The sequence below is a fragment of the Streptacidiphilus alkalitolerans genome, assembly GCF_042511045.1.
Classification (GTDB): Bacteria; Actinomycetota; Actinomycetes; order Streptomycetales; family Streptomycetaceae; genus Streptacidiphilus; species Streptacidiphilus alkalitolerans.
Genome location: NZ_JBHEZX010000012.1, coordinates 23,353 through 37,004, shown reverse-complemented (window position 1 = coordinate 37,004; position 13,652 = coordinate 23,353). Strand labels below are relative to the sequence as shown.

The 13,652-nt window shown below is 73.3% G+C and carries 12 protein-coding genes; 1 reads left to right on the top strand and 11 read right to left on the bottom strand.

All coding sequences use genetic code 11. From position 1 onward, the window contains the following. Positions 1–32: 32 nt before the first annotated feature. From glgA to ACEZDG_RS25025, 9 genes are all read right to left on the bottom strand, one after another. Positions 33–1,205 (bottom strand): glycogen synthase, encoded by a 1,173-nt coding sequence (gene glgA / locus ACEZDG_RS25065; RefSeq protein WP_380513685.1) that lies wholly within the window; start codon positions 1,203–1,205, stop codon positions 33–35. Between the two features lie 265 nt (positions 1,206–1,470). Further along, the gene (locus ACEZDG_RS25060) at positions 1,471–1,743 is read right to left on the bottom strand and encodes a hypothetical protein (RefSeq protein WP_380513340.1); all 273 of its coding nucleotides are present in this window, start codon (positions 1,741–1,743) and stop codon (positions 1,471–1,473) included. Positions 1,744–1,922: 179 nt separating this feature from the next. Further along, entirely contained in the window at positions 1,923–4,193 is a 2,271-nt protein-coding gene (locus ACEZDG_RS25055; RefSeq protein WP_380513339.1) for a molybdopterin-dependent oxidoreductase, read from the bottom strand. A gap of 179 nt (positions 4,194–4,372) precedes the next feature. Beyond that, positions 4,373–5,152 (bottom strand): ABC transporter ATP-binding protein, encoded by a 780-nt coding sequence (locus tag ACEZDG_RS25050; RefSeq protein WP_380513337.1) that lies wholly within the window; start codon positions 5,150–5,152, stop codon positions 4,373–4,375. Continuing rightward, a complete protein-coding gene (locus ACEZDG_RS25045; protein ID WP_380513335.1) occupies positions 5,149–6,147 on the bottom strand; it encodes an ABC transporter ATP-binding protein in 999 nt (332 codons plus the stop codon). The genes ACEZDG_RS25050 and ACEZDG_RS25045 overlap by 4 nt, the downstream gene beginning before the upstream one ends. Beyond that, complete coding sequence (locus ACEZDG_RS25040) at positions 6,144–7,076, bottom strand: ABC transporter permease (RefSeq protein WP_380513333.1); 933 nt, start codon at positions 7,074–7,076, stop codon at positions 6,144–6,146. Before ACEZDG_RS25040 ends, ACEZDG_RS25045 begins: the two co-directional genes overlap by 4 nt. After that, the gene (locus tag ACEZDG_RS25035) at positions 7,073–8,020 is read right to left on the bottom strand and encodes an ABC transporter permease (protein WP_380513331.1); all 948 of its coding nucleotides are present in this window, start codon (positions 8,018–8,020) and stop codon (positions 7,073–7,075) included. Before ACEZDG_RS25035 ends, ACEZDG_RS25040 begins: the two co-directional genes overlap by 4 nt. Next, on the bottom strand, positions 8,020–9,672 hold the full coding sequence (locus ACEZDG_RS25030; protein WP_380513329.1) for an ABC transporter substrate-binding protein: 1,653 nt from the start codon (positions 9,670–9,672) through the stop codon (positions 8,020–8,022). Before ACEZDG_RS25030 ends, ACEZDG_RS25035 begins: the two co-directional genes overlap by 1 nt. A 44-nt stretch (positions 9,673–9,716) precedes the next feature. Continuing rightward, positions 9,717–11,384, bottom strand: coding sequence for an amidohydrolase (locus tag ACEZDG_RS25025; protein ID WP_380513327.1), 1,668 nt, complete (start codon positions 11,382–11,384; stop codon positions 9,717–9,719). Positions 11,385–11,549: 165 nt separating this feature from the next. Between ACEZDG_RS25025 and ACEZDG_RS25020 the strand changes: the two genes are divergently transcribed. After that, entirely contained in the window at positions 11,550–12,257 is a 708-nt protein-coding gene (locus ACEZDG_RS25020; protein ID WP_380513325.1) for a TetR/AcrR family transcriptional regulator, read from the top strand. On the opposite strand, the gene ACEZDG_RS25015 is transcribed toward ACEZDG_RS25020, so the two are convergent. Continuing rightward, complete coding sequence (locus ACEZDG_RS25015) at positions 12,243–12,908, bottom strand: cytochrome b/b6 domain-containing protein (RefSeq protein WP_380513323.1); 666 nt, start codon at positions 12,906–12,908, stop codon at positions 12,243–12,245. The genes ACEZDG_RS25020 and ACEZDG_RS25015 overlap by 15 nt on opposite strands. Then, positions 12,889–13,614, bottom strand: coding sequence for a molybdopterin-dependent oxidoreductase (locus ACEZDG_RS25010; protein ID WP_380513321.1), 726 nt, complete (start codon positions 13,612–13,614; stop codon positions 12,889–12,891). Before ACEZDG_RS25010 ends, ACEZDG_RS25015 begins: the two co-directional genes overlap by 20 nt. Positions 13,615–13,652 lie beyond the last annotated feature (38 nt).

Sequence of the window (13,652 nt, the reverse complement as noted above, 5' to 3'; positions counted from 1 at the left end):
GAGTCGGTCGCCCTGGCACCAGGACGGCGTTGTCATCGTGCGGCCACCGCGGCGCGGTAGACCTCCACCGTGCGGGCGGCGATGGCGTCCCAGCCGAACTCCGCCACCGCGCGTTCGCGGCCCGCCGCGCCGAACCGGGCGGCCCGCTCGGGGTCCAGCGCCAGGCTGTCCACCGCCGCCGCGAAGGACTCCTCGAAGTCCTCCGCCTCCCGGCCGTGGTAGGGCACCAGCAGCCCGGTCCGCCCGTCGGCGACCACCTCGGGTATCCCGCCGACCGCCGAGGCGACCACCGCGGTACCGCAGGCCATCGCCTCCAGGTTCACGATGCCCAGCGGCTCGTACACCGACGGGCAGACGAACACCGCGGCGTGCGAGAGCAGTTGCACGATGTCGGGGCGCGGCAGCATCTCCGAGATCCAGTGCACGTTCTCCCGCGAGGCGCTCAGCTCCGCGAACAGCGACCGGAACTCGCGGTCCACCTCGTCGGTGTCCGGCGCGCCGGCGCAGAGCACCAGCTGCACCGAGGGGTCGAACCGGCGGGCGGCGCGCAGCAGGTGCGGCACGCCCTTCTGCCGGGTGATCCGCCCGACGAAGACCACGGTCGGCAGCGCCGGGTCGATGCCGAGCTTCTCCAGCACGTCGGTGCCCGGGTCGGGCCGGTAGAGCTCGGTGTCGATGCCGTTGTGCACCACATGGACCCTGGCCGGGTCCAGCGCGGGGTAGCAGGCCAGCAGGTCGCCGCGCATTCCGGCGGAGACCGCGATCACCGCGTCGGCGGCCTCGACCGCGGTCTTCTCGACCCAGCTGGAGACCGCGTAGCCGCCGCCCAACTGCTCGGCCTTCCAGGGGCGCAGCGGCTCCAGCGAGTGGGCCGTGACGATGTGCGGGATGCCGTGCAGCAGCTTGGCGAGATGGCCGCCCAGGTTGGCGTACCAGGTGTGCGAGTGCACCAGGTCGCGGTCGGCGACGGCGGCGGCCAGGGCGAGGTCGACGGAGAGGGTCCGCAGCGCCGGGTTGGCGTACTCCAGGCCGGGGGCGGGGGCGTGCCGGCCCACCGCGGCGGTGCCGGTCAGTCCGGGCCCGGCCCAGCTGTGCACCGCCAGGTCGACCAGACCGGTCAACTCCCGGGCCAGGAACTCCACGTGAACGCCGGCCCCGCCGTAGACGTCCGGCGGGAACTCCCTGGTCAGCAGCCCCACCCGCAGCGCTTTGTCGCTCATCCGTGCACCTCCGCCTGACGGACCGCACCCGAGCGTCCGTGCAGGGGTACACCTGCCCGCCAAACCCGTGTTCGATCCCCGACCCGACCGATTGATCAATAGTTCCGGATACCGGGCGGTAGATCGTCTCTGTTTACAGGAGTTTCATCGCGGCGACCCACGCGAGCACCAGATGTTCCACCGGGTCAAAACGGCTGCCGGCATGCCAAACCCGGCCATGACACCGCGCCATGGCCGGGCAAGCGGCGACCTACTTGCGGCCGCCGAAGAGCGAGCGGGTGAGCCGCCGGAGCGGCGCGAGCAGCACCATCCGGGCGCCCCGATTGGGACGGGCCGAGGGGGCGCTGACCCCACGGGGCGTCAACTCCCTTATCAGGCCGACCGCTTCCGCCACATCCACCTGCGGGAGCGCAGGTGCGCCGAGCACGGCAAGATGACGGTCGAGCCGTCGGCTCGCCGCGCCAGTGCCGCACTGCACCGCGGGAACCCGCGGCCTGCTGCGCACATGCTGAATCTGATTCATATCCCACCCCTTGGAAGGCACCAGGGCCGTGGAGCGAAGACTATCCGCCTTGGGAGGTCGGCGCGCAACTGTTCCGAACAGCTGCCTACGGTACTCCGCCTGGCCGTCACCCGTACGAGCAGGTCCGCCCCGGGGCGCGCGGGCCGGCGGTCCGCCTCGAATTCCCTCGTCAGGGGCTGTCAGGAGCACGGCACCGGCCGCACCTCGACCGGGATCCCGTTCAGCACGGCCGTCCCCGACAGCGGGTCGAGCGGCTCCTCGTCAGTGAGCAGATTGCTGTTCACCCCGGGCGCCAGGGCCGCGGTGGCGTTCCGGGTGGCCGGATCGTCATGGCCCCAGCCGTGCGGCAGGCTGACCACCCCGCGCATCAGCCCGGGCACCAGCTCGGCGCTCGCCTCCAGCTCGCCGACCCGGGAGCGCACGCTCACCCGCTCCCCGTCCAGGATGCCCAGCCGCTCGGCGTCCCCCGGGGCGATCTGCAGGGTGCAGCCGTTGCTGCCGCCCGCCAGCAGCGGCACGTTGTGCATCCAGGAGTTGTTGGACCGCAGCTGGCGGCGGCCGATCAGCACCAGACCGCCGTCCGGCGCCGAGGACAGCTCGGCCAGGTGCGCGGCCAGCCGTCCGGCCTCGGCCAGCAGTTGCGGCGGGGCCAGCTCGACCCGCCCGCTGGGGGTGCGCAGCACCCCGGGCAGCCGGGGCCGCAGCGGGCCGAGGTCAAGACCGTGCGGAGCCGCCTCCAGGACCGCCAGGGTCAGCCCCTCCGGCTCGGCCCCGAAGCCGTCGCCGTACGGACCGCCGCGCAGCATCAGGTCCAGCAGCCGCTCCTGGCGGCCGCGGTGGGCCACCGCGGCGAGCAGTTCCAGCGGATCGCGGCCGAAGGCCGGGGAGGACGGGTCGGCGCTGATCCGGCGGGCGGTGTCGGCGGCGGTGAGGTCGTCCAGCTCGTCGGGGGTGAGGCCGCCGCCGACCGCGGCGCAGGTGAGCCGGAGCAGCACCTCGGCCTCGTCCAGGCCGCCGTCCGGGAGCGGCAGGCTGGGCGGCGAGTAGTGCGCCTGGTCCCGGACCGAGAAGGCGGTGAACACCAGGTCGTAGTGGCTGCGGGCGAGCGGGGAGGCGGCCGGCAGCACCACATGGGCGTGCCGGGTGGTCTCGTTGAGGTAGGCGTCGACGCTGACCATGGCGTCCAGCGAGGCCAGCGCGGCGCCCAGGCGGGCGCTGTTGGGGGTGGACAGCACCGGGTTGCCGGCCAGCGTGACCAGGCCGCGCAGCCTGGTCCCGTCCGGCGCCGGGGTGTCGATCTCCTCGGCCAGCGCCGCCGCGGGGAACTCGCCGAAGACGCTGGGCAGCCCGCGCACCCGGGTCCGCCGGGAGCCGGGGATCCGCACGCCGCGACCGCGTCCGGCCTCGCCGGTGGTGTTCGGCGACCCAGCCGCCGGTTCCGGCCACATCACCCCGCCGGGGCGGTCCAGGTTGCCGGTCAGCGTGTTGACCACGTCCACCAGCCAGCTGGCGGCGGTGCCGAAGGCCGTGGTGGTGGTGCCGATCCGCCCGTAGACGGCGGCGCTGGGGGCCGCCGCCAGCTCCCGGGCCAGCCGGCGGACGGTGTCGGCGGGAACCCGGGTGGCCGCGGCGACCGCCTCCGGGGTGAACGGCAGCAGCGCCTCCCGCAGTTCGGGCAGGCCGTTGAGGTGTCCGGCGGCGGCCCCCGGGTCGGCCAGGCCCTCGTCGAACAGGGTCCTGGCGATCCCGGCGAGCAGCAGCGCGTCGGTGCCGGGACGGATCGCCAGGTGCTCGTCGGCGATCTCCGCGGTCCGGGTCCGGCGCGGGTCCACCACCACCAGCCTGCCTCCGCGCAGACGCAGCGCGCGCAGCCGTCCGGGCAGGTCGGGGGCGGTGAGCAGGCTGCCGTTGGAGACCATCGGGTTGGCCCCGAGCACCAGCAGGTAGTCGGTGCGGTCCAGGTCCGGGATGGTGACGGACAGTTCGGTCCCGTACATCAGCCCGCAGGCGACCTGCTTGGGCATCTGGTCGACGGTGCTGGCGCTGAACCGGTAGCCGGTGCCCAGGGCCTGGATCAGCACCCGGCTGTAGAGGCCGAGCCCGAGGTTGTGCACCACCGGGTTGCCCAGGTAGACGCCGACGCTGTCCCGGCCGTGCTCCCGGAGCAGCGGTGCCAGCAGCCGTCCGGCCTCGGCGAAGGCCTCGTCCCAGCCCACCTCGGTCCACTCGGCGCCGCGGCGGACCAGCGGGGCGCGGAGCCGGTCCGGATCGCTGTGCAGCTGGCCCAGGGCGACCCCCTTGGGGCAGACGTAGCCGCGGCTGAACGGGTCCTCCGCGTCGCCGCGGACCGCGATGTCACCGGGCCCGGGCCCGGTGGTCACGGTCAGTCCGCAGGCTGCTTCGCAGAGCGGGCAGGTGCGGTGGGTCGTACTGGTCGGTAGCACGGTCATGCCCGCGAGCGTAATCGCGGCTGCGAGCTCGGGGAACCCTGCGGCGGGGGGGGTTCCCGGGTGCGGGCCGTGCGTGGCTGGGCGCGCAGTTCCCCGCGCCCCTGGACGTTTGCAACTGGCCCAGTTGCAGCCCCCCAGGGGCGCGGGGAACTGCGCGCACGACCAGGCACCAGCCGCACCTACCTCCCCGGCCTCCACCCCGGCACCGGGACCGCCTCACGCAGAGCCCGGGTGTAGTCCTCCGCGGGAAAATCCAGGACCCGGTCACAGCGCCCCTGCTCAACGACCCGCCCGCGCCTCAGCACCAGCACGGTGTCGCAGAGCTGCCGCACCACCGCCAGGTCGTGCGAGATCAGCAGGTAGGCGATCCCGCTGGCGGCGCGGATGTCGGCGAGCAGGTTGAGGATCTGCGCCTGGATCGAGACGTCCAGCGCGGACACCGCCTCGTCCAGCACCAGTACCTGCGGCTCGGCCGCCAGCGCGCGGGCGATGGCCACCCGCTGCCGCTGGCCCCCGGACAGGTCCCGCGGGCGGGCCAGGGCCTGACGCCGGGTCAGGCCGACCTGGTCCACCAGCTCGGCCAGCCGGGCCGCCCGCTGCGCCGGGCCGAGCCCGCCGTGGTGCCGGAGCACCTCGTCCACCGCGGAGCTGACACTCTGGCTGGGGTCCAGCGAGGTGTACGGGTCCTGGAAGACGATCTGCAGCTCACGGGCCCGCCGCCGGCGCTCCGCCGAGCCCCGGGCCGGGGCCGAGCGGTCCCGGCCGAGCACGGTGATGCTGCCGCCGCTGGGCCGCTCCAGGCCGACCAGCATCCGGGCGATGGTGGTCTTGCCCGAGCCCGACTCCCCCACGATGCCGAGCGAGCCGCCGGCCGGGACGGTGAAGCCGACCCCGTCCACCGCCCGGTGTCCCCGGAACTCCTTGCCCAGGCCGGACACCTCGACTGCCGCGACGCTCATGCGGTCGCCTCCTCATGGCTGATCTCGGCGACCCGGTGGCAGCGCACCGAGCCGCCCCGGAAGGGTTCGAGCTCCGGCCGCCGCTCCCGGCAGACCGGCCGGACATGGGCACAGCGGTCCGCGAAGGCGCACCCCGGCCCGGCCTCGTAGGCGGAGACCGGACGCCCCGGAATCGCGCTGAGCCGCTCCGCCCTGGCCTCGATCGAGGGCCGTGAGCCGAGCAGCCCCAGCGTGTACGGGTGGGACGCGCGCCGGTGCAGTTCCGCGGAGTCGCGGATCTCGACGATCCGGCCCGCGTACATCACCGCGACCCGGCGGCAGACCGCGAGGGCCAGGTCCAGGTCGTGGGTGATGAAGACCATGCCCATGCCGCGCTCGCGGCGCAGCCGGTCCAGGATGCCGACCACCTCGGCCTGGATGGTGACGTCCAGGGCGGTGGTGGGCTCGTCGGCGAGGATCAGCCGGGGCTCGGCCAGCAGCACCGAGGCGATCATGACCCGCTGCAGCATGCCGCCGGACAGCTCGTGCGGGTACTGCCGCAGCCGGCGCCGGGGGTCGTCGATGCCGACCTCGGCCAGCACCTCGGCCGCCCGCTGCTCGGCCCGGCGGCGCGGGACGCCGCGGTTGCGGACCAGCGCCTCGGTCAGGAAGGCGCCGATCCGCCGGGTCGGGTTGATGTGGGCGCGCGGGTCCTGGAAGACCATGCCGACCCCGCTGTCGCGGTAGCCGCGCAGCGCGGCGGGGTCCATCGCGGCGACGTCCCGGCCCTCGAAGCGGACGCTTCCGCCGAGTTCGGCGCCGGGCGGCAGCAGCCGGGTGACCGCGCGGACGGTCATCGACTTGCCGGAGCCGGACTCGCCGACCAGGCCGAGTGCCTCGCCGGGGGCGAGGGTCAGGTCGATGCCGTCGAGCACCGGCCTGGCGGCCTCGCCGCCCGCGCCGAGGCGGACGGTCAGGCCGGAGATCTCCAGCAGCGGGGCGGTCGGGGCGGTCATCGGGCAGCTCCCTCGGTGGCGGCCGGCTTGCGCCGCCGTCGGCGCAGATAGGGCTGGGGCTGGTCGCCGCTGATCCGGGCGCCGAGCACGGTGAGTGAGAGCACGCAGAGCACGATCAGCAGGCCGGGCGCGAGGACCGGCAGCCAGTGGCCCTTCATCAGCGCGTCGGTGTCGCTGACCATCACCCCCCAGTCCGAGGTGGGCGCCTGGACCGCGAGGCCCAGGAAGGACAGCGAGGCGAGGTCGAGCAGCGCGTAGCCGAAGGCGATGGCGGCCTGACCGAGCACCACCGGGGCGATGTTGCGCAGGATGTGACGGACCGTGATCCGGACCAAGCCGAAGCCCTGCACCGCGAGCGCGTCGACATAGGGACTTGTCCGCTGCTGCCGGGCGGCGGCGCGGACGATCCGGGCCAGGAACGGGACGTAGGCGATGGACAGGGCGGCCACCGCGGGCGTCAGTCCGGGGCCGAACAGGGCCACCGCCAGCACCGCGAGCAGCAGCCCCGGCAGGGCGTAGACCAGGTCGAAGACCCGGGCCACCACCGCGTCGACGGCTCCCCCGTACCAGGCGGCGAGCAGCGCCAGCGGGATGCCGACAAGGAGGGATATCGACACCACCAGGGCCGGTCCGAGCAGGCTGGTCCTGCTGCCGAACACCAGCCGGGAGAGGATGTCCCGGCCGATGCCGTCCGCGCCGAGCAAGTGCGCGCCGGAGGGCGCGGCATAGGAGTCCAGCAGCGACTGGGCGTTGGGGTCGTACGGGGCGAGCAGCGGCGCGGCCAGCGCCAGCACGAGCACCAGCAGCAGGAACACCGCCGCCGCGGTGCCGGAGGGGCCGAGCGCCGTCCGTACCCGGCGGAGCGGGCGCGGGCGCGGGGCGGCGGCCGTATCGGCCGCCGTCGGGGCGGTGAGCTGATCCGTCGTCATGAGGTCCTCCCGACGGTGCGCAGCCGCGGGTCGACCAGGGCCTGGACCAGGTCGCTGACCGCGTTGCAGACCACGAACGCGGCGACCAGCAGCAGGGCCACCGCCTGGACCACCGGGAAGTCCTTCTGCGCCACCGACTGGATGGTGAGCCGGCCGATGCCGGGTACGGCGAAGGCCGACTCGACCACCAGGGTGGAGGCGAAGAGCCCGGCGGTGACCAGGCCCGCCGCGGTGATGATCGGCGGCAGCGCGTTGCGGAACACATGGTCGCGCAGCACCACCCGCCGGGGCAGGCCGCGCACCAGCGCGGTCTGGACGTGCTCCTTGGCCAGCTGTTCCCGCAACGCGTTCCTGGTGATCTGGGCCAGGAACCCGCAGGAGGCCAGGGCCAGGGCGAAGGCCGGGAGCAGCAGCGCGTGCAGGTGCCCGGCCAGGCCCGGCTGGACCCCGGAGGAGGGGAACCAGCCGAGCTTCACCGCGAAGACCTCGATCAGCACGGTCGAGGCGACGAACGGCGGGACCGTCACCGAGAGCGAGGTGGCCGCGCTCGCGGCGGCGTCGACCCGGCCCGGGCGCAGCGCGGCGACCGTGCCGACGCCGAGCCCGAGCAGGACCACCAGCACCATGCTGACCGCGACCAGCAGCAGGGTGGTGCCGAGGCCGGTGCCGACCCGGTCGGCCACGCTCTGCCCGGTCACCATGGAGTTGCCGAGGTCGCCCCGGAGCACCCCGGTCAGCCAGTCCCAGCAGCGCACCGGCAGCGGCTGGTCCAGGTGCAGCTGGTGCCGGACCGCGGCCCGCGCGGCGGCGGACGGGGCGCGGCTGCCGAACAGCACGTTCTCCGGGCTGCCGGGGGCGAGGTAGAGGCTTCCGAAGATCACCACGCTGGACAGCAGCAGCGTGGTCAGCAGCCCGCCGAGGCGGTTCAGCAGCAGCCGGCCCATCAGGGCGCACCCACGCTGGCGGCCCAGGCGTTGTCCATGTACGAGAAGGTCAGCGGGGCTCCGGTGACCGCCTTGTTCTGGAACAGCAGGGCGCGCGGCTGGACGATCGGGATCCAGGGCAGGTCCTGGTCGATGACCGCCTGCGCGGCGAGCACGTACTCGGCGCGCTTGGCGAGGTCGGCCGAGCCCTGCGCCTTGCTGAGGTCGTCCTCGACCAGGGCGTTGCTGTAGCCGTTGAAGTTCTGCGCGCCGCCCTTGGTCGCGTAGCTGATGTACATGTTGGCGGCCTCGGGGTACTCCATGTAGTTGATGGTGAGGAAGGAGTCGTAGGCGGCGCGGGCCTTGGGGTCGATGAACAGCGAGCCGTACTGCTGGTCCGGCAGGCCGACGATCTTCACCTTGAGGCCGATGGCGTCCCCGGTCTGCTGCAGCACCTGGGCCAGCTGGACCTCGGTCGGGATGCCGGCCGCGTAGCCGATGGTGACCTGCTTGCCGGTCGCCCCGGCCTGCTTGACCAGTTGCGCGGCGGCTGCCGTGTCGGGCTTCTTGACCAGTCCGGTGTAGGCCGCCTCGTAGGCGCTGCGGGCCGGGCTGGTCTCCCAGAAGCCGGGCCCGGCGACGGCGTAGAGCGGGTCGGCCGCGCCGCCGAACAGGGTGGTGGCGATGCCCTGGCGGTCGATCGCCATCGACAGCGCCCGGCGCACCCGGGCATCGGCGAAGCCGCCGGTGAATTTGGAGACGATCAGGTCGATGTTCTGGGTGGTGGAGCCCTCGGCGCCGACGTACAGCTTGCCGTTGGTGGCCTTGCGCAGCTGCGGCAGGGTGGCGCTGGGCAGGTCGAAGGCGCCCTGGAGGCTGCCCGAGGTGAGCGCGTTGGCGAGGGCCGAGGGGTCGCCGATGAACTTGAAGGTGATCTGCCCGGCCTTGGCGGCGCGGCTGGGGTCCCAGTAGTGGGGGTTGCGCTTCAGCACCATGGAGTTGGTGCCGTCGAAGGAGGCGATGGTGTAGGGCCCGGAGCACATCACCCCGGTCTCGGCGGTGCCGAACTTGTGGCCGGCCTGCTCCGCGAAGTCCTTCTCCACCACCGAGCCGCCGAGGATGCCGAGCAGGCCGACGAAGAGGTAGTCGTCCTTGCTGAAGGTGATGGTGACCTGCTCGGCGCCGGTGGCCTTGATCGAGCTGACGTCGTTGTAGGTGTCGGCGTAGTTGCTGGCCACGTCCGGGTCCTGGTTGCGCAGCAGGCTGTAGACCACGTCCGCGGTGGTGACCGGCTTGCCGTCGCTGAAGGTGGCCCGCGGGTCCAGGTCCAGCACCAGGTGCCGGGCGTCGGTCTGCTTCCAGGACTTCGCCAGACCGGGGCCCAGGCTGTAGTCGGCGCCGGTGCGCAGCAGCGACTCGCAGACATTGCCGAGGATGGTCTCCTCCGGGTAGTCGGCGGTGGTCAGCGGGTCCTCGGAGTACGGGGCCCGGTAGTCGCCGGACCAAGTGACCGAGGCCAGCGCCTTCCCTGGCGGGGTGGTGACCTGGGTGGTGCTGAAGTTGCTGGTGGGCGCGGCCTTGGCGGTGCGGGCCGCGCTGCTGCCGCAGCCGCTGACGGCGCTGACGGCCAGCAGCACGGCGGGCAGCAGCACGCCCAGGGTTCTCTTCTGCATCGGGGATGCCTCTCCTCGGAGCGGACGACAGGGGACGGTTCTGCTCATTCGGCCGTGTACACCGGCGCGCCCTCGACATAGGTGCGCAGCACCCGGGTCCCGCCGATGGCCATGGCGGGCCCGGCGAACGGGTCGCGGTCCAGCACGACCAGGTCGGCGTACTTGCCCGGCTGCACCGAGCCGGTGTCCGCGTCGAGGTGGTTCACCCGGGCGCTGCCGGCGGTGTAGGCGGTGAGGGCGGTGCCCAGGTCGATCCGCTGCTCGGGGCCGAGCACCCGCTCGTCGTCCTCCTCGGAGCGGCGGTTGACCGCCACATGGACGCCGAGCATCACGTCCGGGGTGCTGACGGACCAGTCGCTGCCCATGGCGAGCATCGCCCCGGCCCGGTGCAGCGAGCCGAACGGGTACTGCCAGCCGGCCCGGCGCTCGCCCAGGAAGGGGATGGTCAGCTCGTCCATCTGCGGCTCGTGGCAGGCCCAGAGCGGCTGCATGTTGGCGGTGGCGCCGAGCGCCCGGAAGCGCGGGATGTCGTCCGGGTGCACCACCTGAAGGTGGGCCAGGTGGTGCCGGTTGCCGCGGTTGCCGTTGCGGCGCAGCGCCTCCTCGACCGCGTCCAGCGCGGTGCGCACGGCGCGGTCGCCCAGGGCGTGGAAGTGCACCTGGAAGCCCGCGGCGTCGATCTCGCTGACATAGCCGCCGAGCTTCTCGGGGTCGATGAAGTCCAGCCCGGAACCGCCGCTGGAGCAGCCGCAGCCGTCGAGGTAGGGCTCCAGCATGGCGGCGGTGTGGTTCTCGGCCACGCCGTCGAGCATCATCTTGACGCTGCCGGCCCGGAACCGTCCGGCGCCGTCGTTCAGGGCCTCGGCCTCGGCCCGGCGGTCCAGGAACTCGGGCAGCTGTTCAAGGCCGCCCTCGCGGTCCCACCACTGGGCGGCGCGGACCCTGGCGGTGAGGCTGCCGTCGGCGGCCGCGGCCAGATAGGCGCCGTAGACGTCGCCGGGTCCGAAGGCGGTGCCGACGGCGGCGTCCTGCCAGCCGGTGATGCCGAAGCTGTGCAGGTACGCCTGGCCGGCCAGCAGCCCCTGGTAGTGCTCCTCGGCGCTGGGCGGCGGGACCTGACGGAGCACCAGCTCGGCCGCGCCCTCCTGGAGCATCCCGGTGGGGGTGCCGTCGGCGTCCCGCTCGATCCGGCCGTCGGCCGGGTCGGGGGTCGCGGCGGTGATCCCGGCGAGCTCCAGGGCCCGGCTGTTGACCCAGAGGCCGTGGCCGTCGCGGTTGGGCAGGGCGACCGGGCGGTCCGGGACCACGGCGTCCAGGGCGGCCCGGTGCGGGGTGCCGCCGGGGAACGCCTCCATGCTCCAGCCGCCGCCGGTGATCCAGGCGCGCTCGGGATGGGCGGCGGCGTAGCCGGCGACGGCCTCGGCGTACTCCCGGGCGGTCTCGAGGCCGTGCAGGTCGCAGCCGCGCAGCGTGGTCCCGGCCAGTACCGGGTGGACGTGGGCGTCCTGGAACCCGGGCAGCAGCAGCTTTCCGGCGAGGTCGACGACCTCGGTGTGCGCGCCGATCAGCGGCCTGACGTCGTGGTCCTCGCCGACGACGACGATGCGGCCGTCGCGGACGGCGACCGCACCGGCCCAGGAGCGGGCCGGGTCGACGGTGAAGACCGGGCCGCCGGTGAAGACGAGATCGGCGAAATGGTGGTCGCGGGGCACAGGCCCTCCGTACGGGGGAGATCGGGGAGGCCGGTCGGACTGGCCGGATGAGTGAGCATCACACTCGATGACAATGGCGATGTCAATGCCATTGACAGCAGCCGACGGGTTACGATCAGATCAATTCGCTGAGGTCGGTCTCGACCGCGTACGGGAGGAGCCGCGATGGCGGAGCAGGGGACGAGCACGGCCAGGCGACGCGTGGGGCTGACCCGCGAGGCGATCGTCGAGGCCGGCATCCGGCTCTGCTCGCCGGAGGGGGGCGGGGTGCTGACGTTCAGTCGGCTCGGCAAGGAGCTGGGCGCGGACCCCACCGCCGTCTACCGGCACTTCCGCGACAAGGACGAGCTGATCCTGGCCATGACCGACGTCCTGGTGCAGGAGTCGGCCGCGCTCGCCGCGGCGGAGGAGCTGGGCGCCGACCGCTGGCGGGACTCGCTCGCCGCCATCGCCCGCGCCGTCCGCACCGTCTATCTGCGGCACCCGGCGCTGGCGGTGCTGGCCGCGGTCAGGACCACCGCGAGCACCGCCGAGACCGCCAGCGTGGAGCGGATCATCGGAGTGCTGCACGGGGCCGGGCTGCCGGTGATCGAGGCCGCCGAGTGCTACCGGACGCTGCTCGACCTCACCCTGGCGATGACCCAGGCCTCGGCCTCGTTCATGGTGCTCGACGCGGAGGCGCAGGCCAAGGACGACGCGGCCTGGTCGGTCAGGTACGGACTGCTGCCCGAGGACCGCTTCCCGCTGCTGCACCGGAGCGCGCCCCGGCTGACCGAGCTGTTCCGCGACGACGCCAAGGTGTTCGAACTGGTGCTGGACACCTTCCTGGACGGGGTCGCGCTGAAGATCGAACGGGCCTCAGCGGTCGACTGACCGTTCCTCCGACTGCCGCTGTGCCGCCTGCTCCTCCTCGTCGGCCCACAGCTCGTGCTCGCGCCGGGCCCAGTTCCGGGAGACCCGTCCGGTCCGCATGCCGTGCCGGGCCTCCGGGTCCTTCATCGCCATCCGGATGTGCCCGATCACCAGCACCCCGACGATCAGCGCCAGCCAGTCGTGGACGAAGGTCGACCCGGTGCGCCAGCTCAGCGAGGTGAGGTTCGGGAACCACATCACCAGGCCGGTGCCCATCATCACCAGGGTGGCCCCGGCGATCACCGCCGCGTAGAGCTTCTGCCCGGCGTTGAACTTCCCGGCCGCCCCGGCGGCCCTGGTCCCCCAGCGCATGGCGCGCCAGGCCCAGCCCTTGTCCTGCGGGCCGAAGCGGTTCAGCCGGCGCAGGTCGGCGCGCAGCGAACGGAAGAAGATCCCGGCCACCAGCGGCACCGGCAGCACGATCCCGGCCCACTCGTGCACCGTCACCAGCAGCCTGCGCCGGCCCACCAGCTCGGCCAGGAACGGCAGGTACAGAAAGGCCGCGGTGACGATGGCGACCATCATCAGGGTGGAGGTGGTCCGGTGCACCCAGCGCTCGGCGGTGCCGAAGCGGACCAGCTCGGCCGGCGGCTCAGCCGGAGGTCGGGTCATCGTTGCGTCCGTTGGACCGGCCGACCCATGCTTCGACGTCATAGCCGTAGTGCTCCCAGTAGCCGGGCATGACCCGGTCGGTGACGGTGATCCCGGACAGCCACTTGGCCGACTTGTAGAAGTACATCGGCGCCGCGTACAGCCGCACCGGTCCGCCGTGCGCGTCGGTGACCGGGGACCCGTTCATCTGGTGCGCCACCATCATGTCCGGACGCCGGGCCTCGGCCAGGGTCAGGCTCTCGCTGTAGACCCCGTCGAAGCAGGTGAAGCGGATCGCCTTGCCCTCCGGCTTCACCCCGGCCGCGTCCAGCAGCCGCGACAGCAGCACCCCGGTGAACTCGGTCTTCGGCACCCGCCACCCGGTCACGCACTGCACGTCCTTGACCAGCTTGGTCTGCGGCAGCGCCAGCAGGTCCGCCAGCGAGTAGGTGGCCGGCTTGTCGACCAGGCCGTCCACGGTCAGCTTGTAGTCGGCGGCGCTGCGGTGCGGGATGGAGTCGGAGACGGAGTAGAAGCGGAAGCCCCCGCCGCCCGGCAGCAGCCCGGTCAGACCGGTGGGGTCCTTGCTGCTCACCGTGGCCAGGGCGCCGTCGAGACCATTCTGGATCTTCGCCCCGAAGGCCACGCCCACCGCGCCCAGCGCGGCAACGCCGAGCACGACCCTCCGCCCCACCGGCTTGCCGGCCGCCGTCCCGTCCCTGTCCATACCCCGATTGCACCACCCGACAGGGGCAATGGCCAGGA